Raw genomic sequence first — 20,967 nt, forward strand, 5'->3', positions numbered from 1 at the left:
AGGCTTGTTGGTGATGTTGGGGTTAACGTTCTCGACTCAGCAGGTCCACGCCGCGCAAAAGACCTATACAATTGGGACTGACGTGACTTTTGCACCGTTCGAATTTGCCGACCAGAACAATAAATATGTCGGTATCGATATTGATTTGATGAACGCGATCGCCAAGGAAGAAGGCTTCAAGGTCGACATCAAGCCTTTGGGGTTCAACGCCGCTGTGCAGGCCCTAGAAGCCGGCCAGATCGACGGGGTGATCGCCGGGATGAGCATCACCAAGGATCGTCAAGAGAAGTTTTCGATGAGTGATCCTTACTACAAATCCGGTGTCGTGATGGCTGTCGCCAAAGGGTCTAAGGTGCAGTCACTCAAGGATCTTCGCGGTAAGAAAGTCGCGGTGAAAACCGGGACGGCCAGCGCGGATTACGCGAATTCGGTGAAGGCCAAGTACGGTTTTTCAACCGTCACCTTCGACGATTCTAACAACGTCTATGACAACGTCAAAACCGGGAACGCGGATGCCTGCTTCGAAGACAAGCCGGTCATGCAATACGCGATTTCCACCAGCTACAAAGATAGTTTGGAATTAGCGAAGAACTTCAAGATGGCGATGGCGAACAACTACGGGATCGCGGTCAAGAAGTCGGAAGCCAATACGCTGACCAAAAAGATCAACTCCGGGATCAAGAAGCTCAAGGCCAATGGTCAGTACACCAAGATCGTGGAGAAGTACTTAGGTAACGGTTCAGCCGCTTCCCAAGCCAAGAAAACAGCCAAGATGCAAGAAACCGACCGGAGTTTCTTCGGCTTGCTGAAGTCTAACTGGGGCACGTTGATGTCTGGGTTAGGCGAGACCCTGTGGCTGACCGTGGTCGGGATCGTCTTTGCGACGGTCGTGGGGATCTTGATCGGGTTGCTCGGTGTGGTTCCGAACAAGTTTGCTCAAGGCCTGTCGACAGTATTCATCTACGTCTTCCGCGGCTTGCCTATGATGGTTCTGGCACTTTTCATTTATTCTGGGGTGCCGACCTTGATCGACCAGAAGGTGCCGGCCTTCATCGCCGGGGTCATCACGCTGACGCTGAACGAAGGGGCCTACACCGCCGCCTTCGTCAAAGGTGGGATCTCTGCGGTCGACGTCGGGCAGATGGAAGCCGCACGTAGCCTTGGCCTACCATGGGGCAAGGCGATGAAGCGGGTCATTTTGCCACAAGGTGTGAAGATCATGATCCCAAGTTTTGTCAACCAGTTCATCATCACGCTGAAGGATACCTCGATCCTCAGTGTCTTGGGGCTGTTGGAACTGACCCAAACCGGGAAGATCATCATCGCCCGGAACATGGAAGGGTTCAAGATCTGGGCGATGGTCGCCTTGATCTACCTGATTATTATCACGTTACTGACATGGCTGTCTAACTGGGTTCAAAAGAAGGTGAATGCATAATGGCGACACGTGTTGAGATGAAAGACGTCCGCAAGGCATACGGTGACAACGAAGTCATCAAAGGTGTGGACTTGCAGGTTCAAGACAACGAAGTGGTGGTGCTGATCGGCCCTAGTGGTGCCGGTAAGAGTACCGTGTTGCGCATGATGAACGGGTTGGAAACAACCACTTCTGGTGAGATCTATATCGACGGGCAAGATATCGCCCATGCTGGCAAGAACATCGATAAGATCCGCGAAAATATCGGGATGGTATTCCAGCATTTCAACCTTTTCCCGAACATGTCGGTGTTGGGTAATGTGACGCTGGCACCGATCGAATTAGGCAAGAAGTCTAAGGCTGAAGCGGAAAAAGACGCCAAGAAGTTTCTTGATGTCGTCGGGTTGACCGACAAAGCTGACGCGATGCCAAGCTCCTTGTCCGGTGGGCAAAAACAACGGGTGGCGATCGCCCGGGCATTGGCGATGGATCCGGACATCATGTTGTTTGACGAACCGACCTCTGCGCTTGATCCCGAAATGGTCGGCGACGTGCTTGCCGTTATGCGCAAGCTCGCCAAAAGTGGCATGACCATGGTGATCGTGACGCATGAAATGGGCTTTGCCAAAGAAGTCGCTGATCGGGTCGTTTTCTTCGGGGATGGCAAGATCCTCGAACAAGGCGCACCGACACAAATCTTCGATAACCCGCAGCATCCGCGCTTGCAGACCTTCTTGAAGCAAGTGTTAGAGGCATAGATAAGCATCACCATAGGCGCCGGTGTAAGACAACTTTGTCTTGTACCGGCGTTTGGCGTTTCTAGAAGCAGTTTTCCCTTTTCGTGGTACAGTTATTAATTTCTGTAATACTGTGGCTAACTGTCTTAATTATGGTGTTTATCAATGATGCTGGTTAACTGGAAAAACGAGAAGATCACAGGTGATGACAGCGCTTGCCGGATTGTGCTACACTAGGCTTGAAACGTTATTGGCCGCATGGTCGAATACGCCTAGGAGGGTATATGAGATGACAGAACATACATTTGAACAGTTGGTGTTTCATTTTCGTAACGGGGACGAATGGACCGTCGCCCATGATGAATTGGCAGATATCTGGATCAGCCGCGTGACGACCAGTTATGGGCGTATTAACGGCGGGCGTATCCAAGAGATCCACCCATGCAAGAGCTTCCGCGTTGAGATCTTGCCGCAAGCAGACCATGTGAAGTCCAGTGACATCAACACAGGATCGCTGGAGCTGGGGATGTTCGGTCGCGCGACTAAGTATCAAGATATCGAACGCATGGATCTGGTGTTCAGCTCGGATCGAACAAGCCAGATCTACTTCCCGTTTGCGGCCAAGGACCCGAGCGGGCTAGATAACGCCTATCAGTCGAGTTACGCAGACCCGATTTCCGGGCATCTGTTCATCGTGATCGATCCGGAGCACGGGGTCAAAGATATTTATACCCAACTGCAGTAAAGAAGGAGGCCTGAATGATGGCAATCTCGGTAGATGATGAAGCGAGCGCTTGGTTTCGCCGTGAGCTCGATTTACCACAAGGTGCGGGGATCCGCTTCTTCGGTAAGGTGTACGGACAAACCAACGTTCATGATGGCTTTTCAGTAGGGATGAGTCGTGACGACGCGATTGAAGCGCCGGTGACCAAGACGGTCAAAGATGGCGTGACGTATTATGTCGATAGCAATGACGCTTGGTTCTTCGATAACCTCGATCTTGACGTTGGCTATGATGCCGCCAAAGATGAGCCGACTTACACGTTCATTCCTCAAGATGGACAAAGCGATGCCGTCAGTGGCGCCTCTAAAGCATAATCATGATAAGTTCTGGTAAGAATTGCGGGATCGCCCCGCTTCTCACCGGAACTTTTTTGGCTCGTCAAAATCAGCGAGACTGAAAAATAGACGCCGCTTTTAATTTGTGCGCTGATTTTAATCAGGCGTAGGAGGAGAACGAGACTTTTCGCTAGTGTGCTTAGCAATATAAATAGCTTGTTAATGATTATTTGAGTTATGCGAAAATGTAAAATAAAAGCCAACCTGTTTCCGATTGATCGTCGGGAACAGGCTGGCTTTGTTGATTATGCATCACGGGGCTGCTGAGGATTTTGCTGGTCGGGGATGATGCCTTGTTGATAGACATCGACATCTTGGATCGGGGTAATGACGTCCAGCGGCGGACAACCAGCGAGTTGTAACAGATCTTCCCACGCCCAATCGTGGGCGAGTACCTGCGTTTCTAGCGTGGTGAAGGCGATGTTGAGGCGGCAGCAAGTCCAGCGCGGGCCACTAGGGGTGTTGAGATAGCCGAAACGACCGACAAGCGGGGCGAGGGTTGCCAGATCGAGACCGCGGTAATCACACGCGACCACCAACACATCGCCGCGGGCTCTTGGTAAGGTGGCAAAATAGCTCCACAGCCCACTGATCGGGCCGCGGCCTAACACCGGTTGCCGGTCTTGGATCACGGTGGCACCTAATTCAGCGACCGCGCTTTGAATCGCGTTACGGTTATTAGCGTTGCAGGCGACGTAAACCTGGCCACACAAGGCTTTCAACAGCAATACTGCGTGGGTGACATTTGCAAGGGATGCAGAGTCGAAATGCGCTAATGCTTTATCTTGGCCGAAGCGCTTGGAGGCGCCGCCGGCGAGTACGAGTCCATCCATAATTCGCTATCCTCACCGTCATGATGTGTTCGCATGACTACCTTTCCCGCCTAGATAATCTGTTGGTGGCGTTTTCTTAACTATACCGCGATTTTTAAGAAATGGAAACCGTTTACACAAAAAGGGTGACTTCGAGGTTAATTATGAGCTTTTCGTCGTGATGTGATTTTCTCCTGAAAGTCTGCACAGGTCTGTTTGTTCGTATCAAATTGTGGGAGAATATAGATGAATTTATGGCTGGAAAGGGACGATTGGACATGAATTTTAATATTGGTGATTTATCAGCCGGGATGTGGCTAGTCCAAACCGTCACAGCCACTTTCTTTACGGCCGGGTTCGTTGCGCTGACGCAGTATATCTGGCGCCAGGCGTTTGCCACGAAGACTTCACTCAGCTATCGGGTGCTCTTGACGGTGTTGCCTCTCGCTTGCGCTGCTGTGATGGCGTTTGGAGGAGCCACCGGCTTTATGGCCGGGATGTTGTTTACGAATCTGAGTCTGTTTGTCTTGGTCATCCCGCTGTTTGACCAGCAGATCACGCTTGGCGAGTATTTGATCCGTGCCGTTGCGCTTTTAGGATTGTGGAGCGTCCATCACGTTGGGCACTTCACGGCCTGGGCGAGTGTCTGTACCGTTATCCTGATCGTGGCGCTGGTGGTGGTGCGCGTTCAGCGCAAGCAACTTGCGCATCGAACAGAGATGCTGTTTGGCCTGTCGACTTTCGTTGCGATCGCGTTTTGGTTGACGATCCCGCCGCTTGCCATGGGGCTACGAATGGACGCACGCTTGGCTGGGCAGGCGATCGCGATGTTTTTGATCATGGCGGTGGTCACCGATTATTACTGGGCACGTCAATGGCAACAATATCGCGCCCAAAAGCGACTCGAGGCGCTGACGGCGTATGATAATCTGACCAACGCGAAAACGTACAGTCACGATCAGGCCGATATCACGGCGCTGTTCGAACATGCCAAGACCGCGCAGGCACCATTGACGCTGGTCGCGTTAGACATCGATCGCTTAAAGCAGATCAATCAAGAATATGGGCACCTGGCAGGCAACGCGGTGCTGATCCAAGCGGCAGAAACGCTACTTGGGGTTTTGCGCCAACAACAATATCACGAGCATTTGTATCGGACTGGTGGCGAAGAGTTCAACATTGCGTTTCCGGATGCGACTCCCGATGAGATCAAGCCGGTATTGCGGGATTGCTGGCAGGCGATCCATGATGGGCAGTTCAGCTATGAAGGCGTGCCGATCCCGGTGACGATATCGATCGGGGCGACAGCCATTCATCCAGAAGATGAGGTGGTTGATGATCTTTATAAGCGGGCCGATGATAATCTGTACGCCTCTAAGCGGCGTGGCCGCGACGCGATCACGGTAGATGGGACACCGGTGGAAAAGTTAGACGAGACAGTGGCGCCGACGTATGCCTTTTACATGCAACCAATCAACAATGATCAAGAAGGCCAGCCGGTGGTGTGTGGCAACGAGTTGCTCCTGCGCACCTACGATAATGCCCAAGAATGCTGGGTATTACCGAATTCGTTTGATCTTGCCATTGACCAGCAGGTAGAGCTGATCTATCAGGCGGTATCACATGCGTCATGCAAAAACGTGGCGATCAACCTGACGCTTGCGCAGTTTGCGGATCCGCAAACCGCACACGCGCTGATCTCTTGTCTGCGCAGCGAAGACGGGCCTTCAGGTTTGACCGTTGAGATCGTCGACGTCCCCGACCTCGCCACCACCCGGCGCATCAGTGCGATCTATCGGGCCGCCGGGATCCGGATCCATATCGACGACGTGGGCTCAGACAACAGTTATGAACTCGTCCAACAGTTGTTACCTTACGTCGATGGGGTCAAGTTTGCCATCCAAAACCTCAGAAAAACCGAATCGCTCGACCGTATTCGCGAGCGTATCCGTTTTTGGGTGGGCGTTGCCAAGAAAAATCACCTGCGGATGATTCTCGAAGGGGTCGAGAATCAAACCGATGTGGATTTTGCCAGCGTGTTAGGCATTCGTTATTTCCAAGGTTATTTTTACGCAAAGCCGGCTTTGCCAGTAGCGGCTTAACGATACATAAACGAAAGGCTCTCGACCAAAATGAAGTCGAGAGCCTTTTGGCGTGCACGGTTAAGGTTGATTATTGAGAATATTCAGGTAAAATCTAATTAAGTTCTAATTTTTGATTAATGGAGGCCTGTGCATGAATGCAGAGCTAAATTTTAAAGCAGGAATCAAAGACGTCATGCCAACAGTCTTCGGCTATATTGGGGTAGGACTGGCATTCGGGATCGTGGCGCACACGAGCCATTTGTCGGTCTGGATGGTGTTGTTGATGTCGGTGATCGTCTATGCCGGCAGCGCTCAGTTTGTGATCACCAGCATGTTGCTGACAGGCAGTCCGATCGGGGCGATCGTGGTGTCGACGCTTTTGATCAACGCCCGGATGAGTCTCATGAGCATGACGGTGGCCCCTTATTTGAAAGACGCTTCAATGAAGGAAAATGTCGGGATCGGAACGCTGTTGACGGATGAAACGTTTGCGTTATCAATGAATAAGCTGAATTTGACCGATCATCACCTGCGGCCGTCGTGGTTCAACGCTGCGAACATCGTCGCTTATTTGGTTTGGATCGTGGCAACGGTCGTGGGTGCGCTGATCGGGAGCCTGATCCCGAACGCGAAGGCGTTTGGTCTGGATTTTGCGGTGGTGGCGATGTTTATCGGACTACTTTACCTGCAGATGATTACCGATCGCAGCAAGCCTTTTCTCCGTCATCTGACGGTCGCTGGCTTTGTGGGGGTAGTGATGGTGGTTTTGATGCGGTTCATGCCAGGATCGACAGCCATTTTGGTGGCGACGATCCTCGGGTGTCTTTTTGGAATGGCGGTGGAGAAGCGGTGAAAGTCCTTGTTGTGATCTTGTTGTGCGGGTTGGTGACCTGGCTGATCCGTGTCGTGCCGTTTGCCTTGGTCAAGGCGACGACGCTGCCGCAATGGCTACTCCAGTTCTTGAGCTTTGTTCCAGTCGCGATCTTAGCTGCGATTTTTATCGAAAGCCTGTTGGTGTATCACGCCGGACACTGGCCTGGCGTCAACGTTGAAAATTGCCTCGCGTCGATCCCCGCGATCCTGGCCGGCATCATCACCAAAAGTCTGCTGGCGGTAGTCATCGTCGGGATCGTTGCCATGGCAGCGATCCGCTTCTTCGGTTGGGCTTAATACTGAGATATACATATTGTCACTGTTCGGCAGCGTAAGTCTTCTTTGGGATGTGTTCGAGATAGTGGTATAGGTCGGGTTTGGTGTGTTCCGGCCCTAGAGATGGCTGGAACGGTGCGAGGCGCTCAGGAGCTAACTCGTTGCAAAGCTCCGAGTGGATCTCCTTCGACGCCTTTGTTGTAAGCGGCAAAGCCGCTAACAACAATGCCGCGCCTGAGCCATCTCGGGCCTCCACACACCAAACCCTAACGTTAGCGTCCCGCGTTTCCGAAAGTGACAACTTCCAAGAGAGTAGAGATGGACTAGTGGCTGACAACACATTTGATTACGAATAGATTAGTTGCGATCACGAATTTACTCAGTTATTCATGACACCAAGCTATCCAGATACGCAGAATCTAGGGTGTGGGTGAAAGTGACGGAAGCAGGTCAAGCTGACGTGGTGAGATTGCTGTTAGCGACTTGTCGCTTACAGCAAGGCGCAGGTGGAGATCCACTTCGTCGTAGACGAAGTTAGCTCCGCCGAGCACCCTCTCCACGACAGATTGAAGCCTGCTGGAGTCGCTTTTGCCCACACCCGACAGCGATTGAGCTATCTACACAGGCTACAGTAATAGGATAGAAAAACCCGTGATGCAATTTTGCATCACGGGTTTTTGGCTATGCTTAGGCTTTCAAGAAGTCTTCACGGATCGGGGTGAAGGAATCGAACAGTTGGCTGTCGTCCTCTAATGGAATGCAACCATGGAAGAGGTTAGCCGGGAAGTAGATCCCGTCGCCTTCCTTAACCACTTGAATGTCGTCGTGATCAGGATACTTGATGATGAACTTGAAGGAACCCTTCAGTACATAAGTGGTTTGGACATGAGGATGGTTGTGCGTTGGAATCTCGCTATCTGGATCCAGGCCCTTTGTGAAAATGATCCGTGCGTTCATCAGTTGGTCGCCATAAGCGAGCACTTCGCGTTGGGAGTTGTCATCAATTGTGTCTAAATGTAAGTCTTCTTTGTGAAAGAACATCATAATTTCCACCTTTCAAAATGTTGGCGTCAGATACCAATAAGATTATAGTGCTAGAACCACCGGAACAATACCCAGAAGATTGCGGCAACGGAGATCATATCTGGATCGGCGAAGGTCGTGCCATGAATGCCCAGCGCTGCGAACAATGCCATGGCCAAAGCCGGCATGAAGGCCAGCAAGACCCCGTCGGTAACCGCGGAGATGATCGCCCCGCGAATCCCACCTTCAGCGTTCCCTAAGATCGCGGAAGCACCCCCAGTGATGAAGCAGGCCATCAACCCAGGAACGATGACAGGCAAGCCCAAGACAGGTAGCAGGAACAAGGCAACCAGCCCAGTGGCAAAGGAAGTCAAGAACCCGATCAAGGCGGTGTTAGGCGCCTTGTCGAATAAGACTAAGACATCGACACCAGGAATGGCACCAGGCGCGACGATCTTGGCGAAACCTTTGAAGGCCGGCACGATTTCGTCGATGAACATCTTGATCCCGGCTTTAACAACGAACAGTCCGCCGGCAAAGGTCGCGGCTTGTTCCATTGAGTAAAGGATCGGGTTTTCCCCTGCCAAGACTTTGGTCGCTGCGGCATCGCCGTGAGCGAGCAAGGAAGTGACCAGGAACAAAATCAACATGGTCAACGTGGTCGCAACATTAGGATCTTTTAAAAACAAGATGCTGTCGTTCATTTTGATATTTTCAGCATCGTGTTTCTTGTTCCCAAACTTACGCGCAAGCAGTGCGCCGAGGATATAAGACAGCGAACCGGAGTGGGCAATGGTGAATTCGTCAGATCCGGTAACGTCTTTGGTGAACTTCCCAAGGATCGTTGGGCTGATCGACATGTACAGCCCTAACAAGATCCCGCCGGCTGTGATAGTGAAGACGGAATTCAGGCCGATCATCTTGGCAACCGCCGCAATGGCAAATGCGGTGAATAACGCGAGATGCAAGGATAAGTAAACAGATTTGAATGGCGTGAAACGCGCGGCGAGTAAGTTGACGACCAGCCCGACGACCAGAACTAAGGCCGCGGTAGAACCGATGGACTTCATCGTCATCGCCATCATCGCTTCGTTACTTGGCACGATGCCTTGCAGATGGAAGGCACTGTTGAATAATGTACTGAAGCCAGTTAACGTGCCGGCGATGAGGGCGCTCCCCATCTTGATCATGGTAAAACCAACGAACGAAAGTGTTGTTCCGACAATCACTTTAGATGGCTTGCTACGCATCGCGACCAAGCCGATGAACGCGACGATCGCGATGATGATGGCAGGTTTCTGAATGATTTGAAGGAAATCTGACATGGTTTAACCTCCTTTGGACGTGAGAGTGGCAGATAATGTAATCGCTAAACCGGTTTAGTAAATTGGGGAAATAAAAACCGGAGTGATTGCGAACAATGCTAAACCGGTTTATTACCTCATGACCTAACTTTAAAACGCTCGGTTTATTTTTGCAAGCGTTTTCTTATATCTATAACAGATTCACGTTCGTGGAGTGTGGGTGAAAGCCTTGTGATCACAGGGCTGGCTTGAGATTTGAGATGACGAATTTTTTTGAGTAAAATGTCTGCCGCGGTGACGCCAATGTCAGCGACTGGCTGCGAAATGGTCGTGATCGGCGGCTCCATGAACCGAGCAAACGAAACGTCGTCCAAGGAAATGATCGACAGGTCTTGACCAATACGCCGATCGGTCGTCCGCACCCAACTCAAGGTGTCTTCTAGGAGCATGTCGTTGGTGAGAAACAAGGCCGTCGGCGGCTGTGGCAAAGCAAACAGCCGGTTCAGGTGGTCTGGCACGGTTGGCCGGGTGCAGTTGATAATGTAGTCGTCGACCACCGGCAGCTGGTGGTCGCGCAAGGCCTTCTGGTAGCCTTCCAGCCGCTCCACCCGGGTCGTGATGTGATCGCCAAGTGGGAAGGTCAAGATCGCGATCTGCTCGTGACCGTTGGCGATCAAATAGTTGGTCGCCATGTTGGCGGCTTGGGGGTTGTCCAACAACACACTATCGATCGGGACATCAGGCAGGTAGCGATCGACGAAGACAATAGGGAAATCTTGGGCGGCAAGTGTGCGGTAGTAGGCCGAGTTAGGCTTGGTCGGAAAGACCATGATGCCGTCGACTTGCCGGCTGATGAAGGATTCGATCAGTGCCTTTTCAATATCGGGGTCGTCATCGGTGCGGGCGATGACGACGGTGTAACCGAGCTTTTGAAAGTAAGCTTCGACCGCAGAGATCAGATGGATCGAAAACCGCGACGACAAGGCCGCACAGATCAAGGCGATGATCTTGGTGCTTTTTTGTTTGAGGCTCTTGGCGATCTGATTGGGCTGATAGTTGAGTGTCTTGATGGCGTCTGCGATCTTGTCTCTCGTTGCGGCGCTCATGTAGCTGTAGTGATGGTTGAGATACTGTGAAACGGTACTTTTTGACACGCCGACGTAATCGGCGACGTCTTGCATCGTTGGCTTCATCATCAGCCCTCCTTAAGGTTAAAGTCACCCCTCCATTTTAAAGAAATCCTGGGCGTATAGCAAACGGATTCACTGCCAAACAGACGCCAAAAAGGCCTGCCCTTTGCATCGTACACAAAGGTCAGGCCGATAGGTGATGATTAGTCGTTGTTTTCAGCGGCGAGGTGGTCGTTTGCGACGGCTTCACCATGTTGGATATCGACAGTTTTTGTCTGTGCTGCTAACGCCGCTTTTTCCTCAGCGAGGATGCGGGAGCGGTTGTAGCCCATCAGCGCGATGACAAACACGGCGATGAGGATCGGACCGACGAAGCTGGCGTGGGCGCTACCTTGGTAGATCAACCAGGTCAGCGGGCTGGCGGCAAAGTCGACCGAAGCCACAGAGCTGGTGCCGGCCGGGATCAAGGAGCTTTGCACGAGGCGAACAGCGCTGGTGAAGATCGCAGCCAGGCTGGTGGCAGACAAGACGCCGATGATCATCGTGACCAAGCCAACGATGAAGGAGCGCACGACGTTACCCTTGGTGTAAGGCAAGATCAACGGGAAGATGTAGATCAAGCCGGACAGGGAAGCCAGTGGCAAGAATTCGTTACCTGGGATCACGACAGATAAGAACAAGATAACTGGAATCAACAGAAGCGAGCAAACCAGCGTCACGGGATGGCCGATCACCAGCGCCGGGCTCATCCCAATGTTAAAGGAACGGCCTGGGAAGCGCTTGGAGATCAGTTCTTGGGAACGCTCTGAGATCGGCTTAAGGCCTTCGATAAACAGCGCGGTGATACGCGGAATCAAGACCATGACAGCGGCGAGGATGATCGCCAGCTGCAGGGTTTTGGCGACGTTGTAACGGGCCAAGACGCCGATCAAGATCCCGACGATGACGCCTAAGAAGATCGGATCGCCGAGGATCCCGAAGCGTTTTTGCATCTTATCGGCATCCAGATCGATCTTGTTCAGGCCTGGAATGCGGTCGATGATCCAGTTGATCCCGATCGCAAACGGAATATAGGTAACACAAAATGCTTGTGGCAGCGAGATCCCAGACAGGTCTTTGCCGTAGAATTTCTCGACGGCTTTTTGGGAACGGTCTGCACCGACCAGCGTGATGATGTATACGGAAATCGCGGCGAAGGCACCCCAAGCAAAGCTCTTGGTAGCAATCGAGACGATCGAGCCGATGAAGGCAAAATGCCAGTAGTTCCACAAGTCGATGTTGACGGTTTTGGTGGTTTTGGTGGCCAACATGATGACGTTGACGACCAGGCCTAGCGGGATAATGATCGCGCCGACTTCGGTACCGAAGGCGACAGCAGAAGCTGCCGGCCAGCCGATGTCTAGCGTGTGCAGATGCAGGCCGTATGTTTTGACCATGGACGTGACAGCCGGGCCGATGTTATCGGTGAGCAACTGTGTGATCACGCTCAAGCCGACAAAGCCGACCCCGACGGACAATCCCGCCTTCAGACTCTTACCGATGCCCATCCCGAGCAAGAGCCCGAGGACTAAGAAAATAATTGGCATCATGACGCTTGCCCCTAAGGACATGATGTAATTGATGACACCCATGTGGATGGTTTCCCCCTTATAATAAATGCACAGCGGATCTGCGTTGTTTCTCAGTAAGAAATGATGTATCCGCTTAAGAAACGATGATGTGAGTATAGCCCGCCAACATCCAAACCGCAAGTTATTTTTAATTATGAAAACGCGCTAGACCGGTGCTGTTAGAACTTATGATGTCATGTTAAAAGCGATTCCCTGCTGTTGGCACCGCTTTCTGAAAGGCCTTAGTAAGACGATTACTTTCAAAAAATGGCTAATGGCTTTGATAGTTTGCAGGCGGCGTACTCGTGGCGATAGCCGAATCTTGAGCCGTGAAAAAAATGGTGTAAAGACGGGCATGCTGGTTGAAAAACAGTTTAGTGAGCTGTAACCGCTTGATTTTTTTTGCCTTGGGTCCTATATTAAGAGTGTTAACGATATATAAACAAGATTTCTAAATTGGAAATTTGGAGGCAAAGTTATGACTTTTAGTATGACGACCAACTACTCGCATAGCCCCAAGGATATCGAGCATTACTCTACTGAAGAAATGCGTGATCAATTCTTCGTTGAGAAGCTGTTCAACCCTGGTGACATCTTGTTGACCTATACTTACAACGATCGGATGATCTTTGGTGGGGTTACCCCAACCACCGAACCACTCGAAATCAAGCTCGACAAGCAACTCGGGGTTGAGTATTTCCTGCAACGCCGCGAACTCGGTGTGATCAACATCGGTGAAACTGGCTACATCACCATCGATGGCGATAAGCAAGAAATGGTTGCTCATGATGGTTACTATATCGGCATGGGCCGCAAGCACGTGACCTTCGAATCTGCAGATCCTGAGAAGCCGGCGAAGTTCTATGTGGTTTCCACGCCGGCCCACAAGACCTATCCAGACAAGAAGCTGCCATTTGCCAACGCTTTGAAGAAGCCAATTGGTGATCAAGAGCACATGAACAAGCGGGTCATCTACAAGTATATCGATGCTTCGCAGATGGATACTTGCCAACTGCAAATGGGCTACACCGTCTTGGCTCCTGGTTCTTCTTGGAACACCATGCCAGCGCATACCCATGCCCGTCGGATGGAAACTTACCTGTACATCGAATTCCCATCCAAAGACACTCGGGTCTTCCACTTCATGGGCGAGCCAAGCCAGTCCAAGCATGTGGTTATGACCAACGAATCTGCGGTCGTTAACCCATCTTGGTCCATCCACTGTGGGGTCGGCACCACCAACTACGCCTTCATCTGGGCAATGTGTGGTGAAAACCAAACTTACGATGACATGGATGCCGTCGCCATGAGTGACCTGAAGTAATTCAACGCAAAAGCACCACGCCGACAGCGACGTGGTGCTTTTTTGTGACCTGAAGGCACCAAGGGAGAGAATATTACCCGGGAAATTTCTAAGCAATTACTTGCCTGAACGATTAGATTCACTTAATATTAAACTTATAGTAAAAACTAAATTATAAAAAAGGATGATGATATATGGAAGATCCCGGATCGCAGAGGCCGATGACTCACTTGAGCGTCGAAGAGGTGCAGCAGGCGGTCAATACGCCTGACTTGGAGCAAGGACTAGATTCAACGGTTGCCGCTAAGCGGCTGGAAACCGATGGCCCCAACGCAATTCCGACACATCAAACGCCGAAGTGGGTCTTATTCGTGCGCCAATTCAACAACTTGATCATTTACATTTTGATCGGCGCGGCGATCATGACCATCTTGATGGGCCATGTGACTGATACGATTATTATTGCCCTGGTGATTGTGATCAACGCGATCATCGGTTACTACCAAGAGTCCAGCGCGGCGGATTCGCTGAACAAGATCCGCGGCATGTTGGCGCACAACGCGACGGTGTATCGTGACGGACAGCGGGTCGATGTGCCTGCCGCCGACTTGGTGGTTGGCGACGTGGTGTTTCTTGAGGCTGGGGATAATGTGCCGGCCGACTTGCGATTGATCGACGTTGATAACTTGATGGTTCAAGAAGCCGTGTTGACCGGAGAATCTAACTCGATCGCGAAGCAAACCGCGCCCCTACCGGCAGACACGATACTTGCCGAGCAGACGAACATGGCATTTGCCTCCACGGCAGTGGCCAGCGGTAGCGGCCTCGGGTTGGTCGTAGCTACTGGGGTACAAAGCGAGCTGGGGAAAATTTCCCAGGCGGTGGCCGGGGCCAAAACCCGCCAGTCACCGATGATGAAACAACTCGATGGCATCGGCAAGGGGATCTCTTATGGAATCCTCGGGTTTGCGGTGATCTTGTTTATTTATGGGTTGTTTTCCGGGCATTACACGCTCGGGACCTTGGCACTCGGGATCGTTACCATGATCGTGGGGTCGATGCCTGAAGGATTGCCGGCCACGACCAGTGTGATTTTGGCGATGGGCGTGCAGGACATGTCGAAACATGAGCACACCATCGTGAAGTCACTGCCTTCTGTTGAAGTCTTGGGTTCCGTCGATGTGATTGCAACGGATAAAACCGGGACCCTGACCCAAAACGAAATGACGTTGACGGAAGTCGTCACGCCTGAAGCCAACTACACGGTTTCTGGTACCGGGTATACCCCGAGTGGTGATTTTGCGTTGGCCAAAAAAGTCATCAAGCCCGACGATTACGCCGACTTGGCGGCGTTGTTACGGGCTGGTTATGAAGCCAACGACACGACGCTGGCAGAAATCGACGGTAAATACACGATCAACGGCGAACCGACCGACGGGGCGTTCATGACGGCGTATTACAAGGCGTATGCGACCGATCCGACCGATTGCGAAGAGCTCGACATGCTGCCATTTGATTCAGACTATCGCTACATGGCTAAGCTGGTGCGTATGAACGACGGCACCCACAAGCTGTATATCAAGGGCTCACCGGATAAGTTGCTACCGATGGCGACGGCGGCCGATCCGGATTTTGATGCCGACCGTTATTTGCAGCTGACCAGCGATTTTTCCAAGCGCGGCCAGCGGGTGATCGCGGTCGGGTGCAAGCTTGTCCCGGCTTCTGTCACCAAGATCAGCCATGAATTGCTCGCAGACGGGATCGACTTCTTAGGGGTGGCGGCGTTGATCGATCCGCCGCGGCCGGAAGTCATCGCGTCGATCCATGAGATGCGCAAGGCTGGCGTTAAGGTCAAAATGATTACTGGCGATCATCCCGAAACTGCCGGCGCCATCGCCAAGACTTTGGGCTTGGCGGAAAAGCCGCACGTGGTCACCGGCGCCGATCTGACCGCGATGTCGGAAGCACAACGACAAAAGACGATGGTGTCGGCAGACGTTTTTGCCCGCACCACGCCGGCAGATAAGCTGGAGATCATCAAGGCCTTGCAAGCGGCCGGCAACGTCACTGCAATGGTCGGTGACGGGGTCAATGACGCGCCAGCCTTGAAGCAGGCGGATATTGGGGTCGCCATGGGTGAGTCCGGGACCGACGTCGCCAAAGACGCCGCCGACATGATCTTGACCGATGATAAGTTCACGACGATGGAGCGCGCGATCGCGCAAGGCCGCCGGATCTATGACAACATCAAGAAGAGTATCTTGTTCTTGTTGCCGACCAGTTTTGCCGAAGGGCTCGTCATCGCGTTCACCGTTTTGACGCAAGATGACATGCCGCTGAACGCCAGCCAGATGCTGTGGATCAACATGGTATCTGCGATCACGATCCAGCTGGCGTTCATCTTTGAGCCTGCTGAAGACGGCTTGATGATGCGGCCGCCACGCAGTAATACCGCGGGCATGATGAACAAGCACGACGTCTTCCAGCTGATCTATGTTTCCGTGTTGATCTCTGGGATCGGGCTGATCGCCCATGACTGGCTGTTAAGAGGCGGCCTAGCGTCGCCTGCTGTTGCCAGCACGATGATGGTCAACATCATCATCTTGGGGAAGATCTTCTACCTGTTCAATATTCGCACCAGCGCGCTGGTGATTTCCAAACAGTTTTTCACGAATCCGCGCGCTTTTGCGATCATCGGTTTGATGATGTTGCTGCAACTAGGACTGACCTATCTGCCGTTCATGCAGTCGATCTTTGTCACCGCGGCGATGAGCTGGCGAGAATGGGGGATTGCGATCGCGGCTGGATTCATTACGCTGATCGTAACCGAAATCGACAAATTGATCCGGATGGGATTGCATCACCGCGCTGGCCGGGTGCGCTTTCATTAATTTGTTAATGGACTAGTCAGGCGTATCTTTTTAGCGTAAGCTAATGGATAGATAGTGCCTAAAATGGGTGCCAGCAACGGAGGTAGAATTATGTTAACGAGTGCTGAACGGCAATCACAAATTAAAATGGCCTTGGCAGATGCCCCAGAACCGATCACGGCGTCAGCTTTTGCAAAACGGTTTGGCGTCAGCCGCCAGACGGTCGTTGGGGATGTGGCATTGTTGCGCGCCCAGGGGACGGATCTGATCGCGACGCCGCGTGGTTATCAGTTTGAAAACAAGGCGGCCAAAACGGCGGTCATCGTCTGCAAGCACACGCCGGAAGAAGCGCTCAAAGAGATGCAGATCATCGTCGACAACGGCGGGTCGATCATCGATGTGCAAGTCGACCATCCGCTGTACGGTCAGTTGCGTGGCCAACTTGCGATCACTTCTGAAACAGAGATCAACCTGTTTCATTCCAAAATGTTGCAGCACGAAGGCCACATGCTTTCTGAACTGACCGGCGGCGTGCATCTGCACACGATCGGTTATGACAAGCCGGAGCAACTCAAGGCCATCAAGGCGAAGTTGCGAGACGCCGGGTTCTTGTTCGAATAGCTAACGATAACAAACACCGCCATACCACGATTTGTTTGAATCGCGGTACGACGGTGTTTTTGTTAGGCTTGTTTCAGTAAATTTTCGATGAATGCGATCACGCCGGCGTGGTTATTGTCGCCGGCACGGGCGTCTGCAATCGCGGCGACTTCGGGTTGGGCGTTGGCCATGGCGACGCCTAAGCCCACTTCTTGCAACATTTCTAAGTCGTTGCCACCGTCACCAAACGCCGCCATTTCTGCCAACTCGATATTAAGGACTTCTCCCAACTGACGCAAGCCGCTGGCCTTGTTCACGCCGGGTTGGACGATGTCGATATCACCGTGGCCGCTGGAGGTCGGTACGGCCAGACCTTTGCAATCCGCGGCGATCCGCGCCACCATGGTATCAGTTAGTTCTGGCGGGAAGTTCGAGGCGAATTTTAAGATGGGATCGTCTGGCAGCCGATCGAAGTCAGCGACCGGCTGCAGGCGGGTGTAATAGTGTTGGGTCTCGGCGATAAAGGCCGCCCCTTCGCGTTGGCGGATATAGGCGGACTGCTCGGCGCAGATGGTGAGCTTCAGTTCAGGAATCGCCAACAGCTTGTCTAACACCTTGCGCGCGGTTGTCGGGGTAAAGGTGTGACTGAACTTTTTCTCGGTGGCGGTGGCACAATACGCGCCGTTTTCCGCGAGGTACCAGACGTTCGGGTAATCCGTGAAGAAGCTGCGCAACTGGTAGTACTGATTGCCGCTGGCGACGACAAAATAGATTCCGCGTGCTTGCAGCTGCGGCATCAAGCGCGCAAAGCGCTGGCGATCGTAATCCTTGTGATCGTCTAAGAATGTGCCGTCCATATCCACGGCGATAAGCTTTGGTAACATCCAATATCCTCCTTCAGGTTCCAATACGTTTCAGTCTATCATGTTGGCAAGCGGTTGCAAAGCAGGCGCCGGCACGAAAAAAGCCGCCATGGGGTTGGCGGCAAAAAAGGGTTGGGGTTTCACTTTGGAGGAGTGATAACCAGATGTTGCCTTAACAACATCGAGTAATGAAAAAGTGGGGTGGTTGGATCTTTGATCCAGCCTAGAAATGAGGGGGTAGCTCGTTTCTATGTTGTTTATATTACCCAGCAGATGTGACGAAAGTGTGACGCGCATATGGTGGTTTTGCTAAGGCTTAAAGACAAATAAAAACCGGTCGGGGCTGTGACAAAAGTCACACCCCCGACCGGTTTAAATTGATTACAGCAACTGGATCGGGCCGTCACCGTTGGTTTTGGTATCCGGCTTGGGATCGTCGCCTTGATCGTCAGGCTTCGACGTTTCCGGTTTTGAAGCTTCTGGTTGCGGCTTAGGTGCAGCAGGCTTGGTGTCAGTCTTCTTCGCCTTGTCAGCTTTGTCATCAGCCTTATCGTCAGCTTCTGCATCTGGCTTCTTGTCGAACAACAACGCCCGCATCTTGGTGGTAATTTCGTCGAGCATATCTTGATGTTCCCGCAGGTAGTTGACAGCATTAGGGGCACCTTGGCCGAGACGCTCGTCGTTGTAGCTGTACCACGAACCGGATTTCTTGATGACATCGTGGGCAACGGCAAGGTTCAGCATATCGTCGACCGGTTCGATCCCGTGACCATAAGTCATGGTCGTTTCGATCTTCTTGAACGGTGGGGCAACCTTGTTTTTGACGACTTTGATGGTCGTGGTCTTCCCAATCGGGTCGTCTTCACCGGCGACTTTGATCTGCTTGGTGCCGCGGACTTCCAGACGAATGGTGGCATAGAACTTCAGTGCCCGGCCACCTGGCGTGGTTTCGGGGTTACCAAACATCACGCCGACTTTTTCACGGATCTGGTTGATGAAAATCACGATGGTCTGGGATTTGAAGATCTGAGCGGTCAGCTTCCGCAGCGCCTGACTCATCATCCGCGCCTGCAAGCCGACGAATTGATCGCCGATTTCGCCGTCGATTTCGGCTTTTGGCGTCAAGGCCGCGACGGAATCGACAACGACGATCTGCACGGCACCGGAACTGACCAAGGCGTCTGTGATCGCGAGGCCTTGCTCGCCGGTATCGGGCTGTGACAAAAGCAAGTTGTCGATATCGACCCCGAGCGCTCTAGCATAGGTGGGATCCATCGCGTTTTCAGCGTCGACGTATGCGGCGATGCCGCCTTGTTTTTGCACTGACGCAACGGCTTGCAAGGCGATCGTGGTTTTACCTGAAGATTCTGGACCGTAGATTTCGACCACGCGACCACGTGGGAAACCGCCGACGCCAAGTGCGGCATCCAACGACAAAATGCCGGTGGAGACGACTTCAACGTTCGTCAGAGACTTCTCGCCCATGCGCATGACCGCACCATCACCGAACTCCTTGGTGATCTTCTTAAGTGCTTTATCTAGTGCTTCTTGGCGTGCCGCGTCATCGGTGATCTGTTTGACGTTTTCGCGCGAATTCGTATTCTTAGATGCCATTAATATCCCTCCTGGGTTGGTTTACAATTACCATTATCGAACATTTGTTCATAAGGTGCAAGTGTTTTTAACCGAACGACAGAATTACTTCTATAGTTTAAGCTCCCGGTGCGACCCTGTCCAAGAATTCCCTTTGTAAGCGTTTGACAGTGTTGGCGCTTCCGCTATATAGTGAATGAGCGAGTACGTTGTTTCACATGAAACAGCAAGGGGAGGAAGAACATGACAGTTAGTTTGAACAATTACGGGCACCTGCACGGGGAACCATTATATGAAATCACGATGACCAACCGCAACGGCCTGCAGGTGGTGCTGCTCAACTATGGCGCGACCTTGGAGAAGGTCTTGGTGCCAGACGGGACCGATGTGATCTTATCGCTTCCCGAAGCGGCAGACTACGCCAAAGAACGCAACTTCTTAGGCGGCACCGTCGGCCGGTTTGTCGGCCGCCTGCCTGGCCATGTGTGGCAGCGTGGCGAGCAAACGCTGACCCTGCCAAAAGGGGAAGGGGAAAACGCGATCCACGGCGGCGCAGACGGGTTGGACATGCAAGTCTTCACAATGAGCTATCGCCAAGAGGCCGGCGATGATCGTGTCGAGATGGTGTTCCTCGATCCGGCAGGACACAACAACTTGCCTGGCAACGTCTTGGTACACGTGACGTATACGCTCGATGATGACGACCGGCTGACCTACGAGCTGCACGCCACCACTGACGAGATGACACTGTTCAATCCGACCAACCATGTTTATTTTGCCGTCGATGGTCCCAACACGACGATCGATGACACGACGCTGCGGCTGGCGGCGGATTACTATGCGCCGTTGAGCGACCACCTGCCGCTTAATGGCTGGACGAGCGTCACCGACACCCCGTTTGACTTCCGCCAAGGGCAACGTTTCAAGGACGTGATGCCACAGGTCTTAGGCGGGGCCGGATTTGACCATCCGTTTTTGATCAAGCAGGCACAGGCGGCCAAGCTGATCGGCGCCAGTGGTCGCAGCGTCACGATGACGACCAGCGCGCCGTCAGTGGTGGTTTACACTGCCAATCATTTTGACCACACCGGGATTGCGCACAATATCGGCGCGCATGATGGTGTGACTTTGGAAACCCAAGTCGCCCCTGTGAGCGGCCAAGACTGGTCAGCCATTACGCTGGTTCCTGAGCAACCTTATACGCTGACTACCAGTTGGCAATTCGGGTATTGAGCAATGACCGCAACCGTAACGCCGTCGGGGTTGCGGTTTTATTGTGGAAAATTGCGACGCTGTGCCTACGAATGGGGCGGGCGGCTGGCGACAGTGGTAGAATGTAAACGTTGTCTAACA

At 52.5% G+C, this 20,967-nt stretch carries 17 protein-coding genes and 2 pseudogenes; 12 read left to right on the plus strand and 7 right to left on the minus strand.

The window, feature by feature from the left end:
- Positions 1 to 13: 13 nt before the first annotated feature.
- The 5 genes and pseudogenes from ACYVRB_RS08315 to ACYVRB_RS08335 form a co-directional block, all read left to right on the plus strand.
- A pseudogene (locus ACYVRB_RS08315) lies at positions 14 to 673 on the plus strand (transporter substrate-binding domain-containing protein); the annotation flags it as partial.
- Positions 662 to 1,438, plus strand: a pseudogene (locus ACYVRB_RS08320) (amino acid ABC transporter permease); the annotation flags it as partial. The pseudogenes ACYVRB_RS08315 and ACYVRB_RS08320, both read left to right, overlap by 12 nt.
- On the plus strand, positions 1,438 to 2,175 hold the full coding sequence (locus tag ACYVRB_RS08325; protein WP_461214695.1) for an amino acid ABC transporter ATP-binding protein: 738 nt from the start codon (positions 1,438 to 1,440) through the stop codon (positions 2,173 to 2,175). The pseudogene ACYVRB_RS08320 and the gene ACYVRB_RS08325, both read left to right, overlap by 1 nt.
- Before the next feature lie 268 nt (positions 2,176 to 2,443).
- Positions 2,444 to 2,899 (plus strand): hypothetical protein, encoded by a 456-nt coding sequence (locus ACYVRB_RS08330; RefSeq protein ID WP_461214696.1) that lies wholly within the window; start codon positions 2,444 to 2,446, stop codon positions 2,897 to 2,899.
- Positions 2,900 to 2,916: 17 nt separating this feature from the next.
- Positions 2,917 to 3,252 carry a HesB/YadR/YfhF family protein gene (locus tag ACYVRB_RS08335; RefSeq protein ID WP_461214736.1) on the plus strand — a complete coding sequence of 112 codons (336 nt, stop codon included), beginning with the start codon at positions 2,917 to 2,919 and terminating at the stop codon, positions 3,250 to 3,252.
- Between the two features lie 266 nt (positions 3,253 to 3,518).
- Here the strand turns inward: ACYVRB_RS08335 and ACYVRB_RS08340 are convergent, their stop codons facing one another.
- Positions 3,519 to 4,106, minus strand: a complete 588-nt coding sequence (locus ACYVRB_RS08340; protein WP_461214697.1) for an NTP transferase domain-containing protein — start codon at positions 4,104 to 4,106, stop codon at positions 3,519 to 3,521.
- A 257-nt stretch (positions 4,107 to 4,363) separates the two neighbouring features.
- Here ACYVRB_RS08340 and ACYVRB_RS08345 point away from each other — a divergent pair, with 257 nt between their 5' ends.
- The 3 genes from ACYVRB_RS08345 (at position 4,364) to ACYVRB_RS08355 (ending at position 7,339) form a co-directional block, all read left to right on the plus strand.
- A complete protein-coding gene (locus ACYVRB_RS08345; RefSeq protein WP_461214698.1) occupies positions 4,364 to 6,187 on the plus strand; it encodes a bifunctional diguanylate cyclase/phosphodiesterase in 1,824 nt (607 codons plus the stop codon).
- A gap of 133 nt (positions 6,188 to 6,320) precedes the next feature.
- Positions 6,321 to 7,022, plus strand: a complete 702-nt coding sequence (locus ACYVRB_RS08350) for an AzlC family ABC transporter permease (protein ID WP_461214699.1) — start codon at positions 6,321 to 6,323, stop codon at positions 7,020 to 7,022.
- Positions 7,019 to 7,339: an AzlD domain-containing protein gene (locus tag ACYVRB_RS08355; RefSeq protein ID WP_461214700.1), complete on the plus strand. Its 321-nt coding sequence runs from the start codon at positions 7,019 to 7,021 to the stop codon at positions 7,337 to 7,339. Before ACYVRB_RS08350 ends, ACYVRB_RS08355 begins: the two co-directional genes overlap by 4 nt.
- Before the next feature lie 666 nt (positions 7,340 to 8,005).
- On the opposite strand, the gene ACYVRB_RS08360 is transcribed toward ACYVRB_RS08355, so the two are convergent.
- The 4 genes from ACYVRB_RS08360 to ACYVRB_RS08375 form a co-directional block, all read right to left on the minus strand.
- Positions 8,006 to 8,362, minus strand: coding sequence for a cupin domain-containing protein (locus ACYVRB_RS08360; protein WP_461214701.1), 357 nt, complete (start codon positions 8,360 to 8,362; stop codon positions 8,006 to 8,008).
- A gap of 50 nt (positions 8,363 to 8,412) precedes the next feature.
- On the minus strand, positions 8,413 to 9,666 hold the full coding sequence (locus ACYVRB_RS08365; RefSeq protein WP_461214702.1) for a PTS ascorbate transporter subunit IIC: 1,254 nt from the start codon (positions 9,664 to 9,666) through the stop codon (positions 8,413 to 8,415).
- 143 nt (positions 9,667 to 9,809) lie between these two features.
- Positions 9,810 to 10,841 carry a LacI family DNA-binding transcriptional regulator gene (locus tag ACYVRB_RS08370; RefSeq protein WP_461214703.1) on the minus strand — a complete coding sequence of 344 codons (1,032 nt, stop codon included), beginning with the start codon at positions 10,839 to 10,841 and terminating at the stop codon, positions 9,810 to 9,812.
- A gap of 137 nt (positions 10,842 to 10,978) precedes the next feature.
- Entirely contained in the window at positions 10,979 to 12,406 is a 1,428-nt protein-coding gene (locus ACYVRB_RS08375; RefSeq protein WP_461214704.1) for a PTS galactitol transporter subunit IIC, read from the minus strand.
- Between the two features lie 457 nt (positions 12,407 to 12,863).
- Here ACYVRB_RS08375 and kduI point away from each other — a divergent pair, with 457 nt between their 5' ends.
- The 3 genes from kduI (at position 12,864) to ACYVRB_RS08390 (ending at position 17,179) form a co-directional block, all read left to right on the plus strand.
- Positions 12,864 to 13,709 carry a 5-dehydro-4-deoxy-D-glucuronate isomerase gene (gene kduI, locus ACYVRB_RS08380; RefSeq protein WP_461214705.1) on the plus strand — a complete coding sequence of 282 codons (846 nt, stop codon included), beginning with the start codon at positions 12,864 to 12,866 and terminating at the stop codon, positions 13,707 to 13,709.
- A gap of 173 nt (positions 13,710 to 13,882) precedes the next feature.
- Positions 13,883 to 16,579, plus strand: a complete 2,697-nt coding sequence (locus tag ACYVRB_RS08385) for an HAD-IC family P-type ATPase (protein ID WP_461214707.1) — start codon at positions 13,883 to 13,885, stop codon at positions 16,577 to 16,579.
- Positions 16,580 to 16,669: 90 nt separating this feature from the next.
- Positions 16,670 to 17,179: a 3H domain-containing protein gene (locus ACYVRB_RS08390; RefSeq protein ID WP_461214708.1), complete on the plus strand. Its 510-nt coding sequence runs from the start codon at positions 16,670 to 16,672 to the stop codon at positions 17,177 to 17,179.
- A gap of 62 nt (positions 17,180 to 17,241) precedes the next feature.
- On the opposite strand, the gene ACYVRB_RS08395 is transcribed toward ACYVRB_RS08390, so the two are convergent.
- On the minus strand, positions 17,242 to 18,042 hold the full coding sequence (locus tag ACYVRB_RS08395) for a Cof-type HAD-IIB family hydrolase (protein WP_461214710.1): 801 nt from the start codon (positions 18,040 to 18,042) through the stop codon (positions 17,242 to 17,244).
- Between the two features lie 360 nt (positions 18,043 to 18,402).
- A complete protein-coding gene (recA, locus tag ACYVRB_RS08400) occupies positions 18,403 to 19,635 on the minus strand; it encodes a recombinase RecA (protein WP_461214713.1) in 1,233 nt (410 codons plus the stop codon).
- Positions 19,636 to 19,857: 222 nt separating this feature from the next.
- Between recA and ACYVRB_RS08405 the strand changes: the two genes are divergently transcribed.
- Entirely contained in the window at positions 19,858 to 20,847 is a 990-nt protein-coding gene (locus ACYVRB_RS08405; RefSeq protein WP_461214715.1) for an aldose epimerase family protein, read from the plus strand.
- The last annotated feature ends 120 nt before the right edge of the window (positions 20,848 to 20,967 follow it).

This window comes from Lacticaseibacillus boliensis (assembly GCF_054784775.1).

Bases quoted from the DNA above. Each gene is read 5' to 3' on its own strand.
- ACYVRB_RS08325 (WP_461214695.1), top strand. From the start codon at position 1,438: ATGGCGACACGTGTTGAGATGAAAGACGTCCGCAAGGCATACGGTGAC.
- ACYVRB_RS08330 (WP_461214696.1), top strand. From the start codon at position 2,444: ATGACAGAACATACATTTGAACAGTTGGTGTTTCATTTTCGTAACGGG.
- ACYVRB_RS08335 (WP_461214736.1), top strand. From the start codon at position 2,917: ATGGCAATCTCGGTAGATGATGAAGCGAGCGCTTGGTTTCGCCGTGAG.
- ACYVRB_RS08340 (WP_461214697.1), bottom strand. From the start codon at position 4,106: ATGGATGGACTCGTACTCGCCGGCGGCGCCTCCAAGCGCTTCGGCCAA.
- ACYVRB_RS08345 (WP_461214698.1), top strand. From the start codon at position 4,364: ATGAATTTTAATATTGGTGATTTATCAGCCGGGATGTGGCTAGTCCAA.
- ACYVRB_RS08350 (WP_461214699.1), top strand. From the start codon at position 6,321: ATGAATGCAGAGCTAAATTTTAAAGCAGGAATCAAAGACGTCATGCCA.
- ACYVRB_RS08360 (WP_461214701.1), bottom strand. From the start codon at position 8,362: ATGATGTTCTTTCACAAAGAAGACTTACATTTAGACACAATTGATGAC.
- ACYVRB_RS08365 (WP_461214702.1), bottom strand. From the start codon at position 9,666: ATGTCAGATTTCCTTCAAATCATTCAGAAACCTGCCATCATCATCGCG.
- ACYVRB_RS08370 (WP_461214703.1), bottom strand. From the start codon at position 10,841: ATGATGAAGCCAACGATGCAAGACGTCGCCGATTACGTCGGCGTGTCA.
- ACYVRB_RS08375 (WP_461214704.1), bottom strand. From the start codon at position 12,406: ATGGGTGTCATCAATTACATCATGTCCTTAGGGGCAAGCGTCATGATG.
- kduI (WP_461214705.1), top strand. From the start codon at position 12,864: ATGACTTTTAGTATGACGACCAACTACTCGCATAGCCCCAAGGATATC.
- ACYVRB_RS08385 (WP_461214707.1), top strand. From the start codon at position 13,883: ATGGAAGATCCCGGATCGCAGAGGCCGATGACTCACTTGAGCGTCGAA.
- ACYVRB_RS08390 (WP_461214708.1), top strand. From the start codon at position 16,670: ATGTTAACGAGTGCTGAACGGCAATCACAAATTAAAATGGCCTTGGCA.
- ACYVRB_RS08395 (WP_461214710.1), bottom strand. From the start codon at position 18,042: ATGTTACCAAAGCTTATCGCCGTGGATATGGACGGCACATTCTTAGAC.
- recA (WP_461214713.1), bottom strand. From the start codon at position 19,635: ATGGCATCTAAGAATACGAATTCGCGCGAAAACGTCAAACAGATCACC.
- ACYVRB_RS08405 (WP_461214715.1), top strand. From the start codon at position 19,858: ATGACAGTTAGTTTGAACAATTACGGGCACCTGCACGGGGAACCATTA.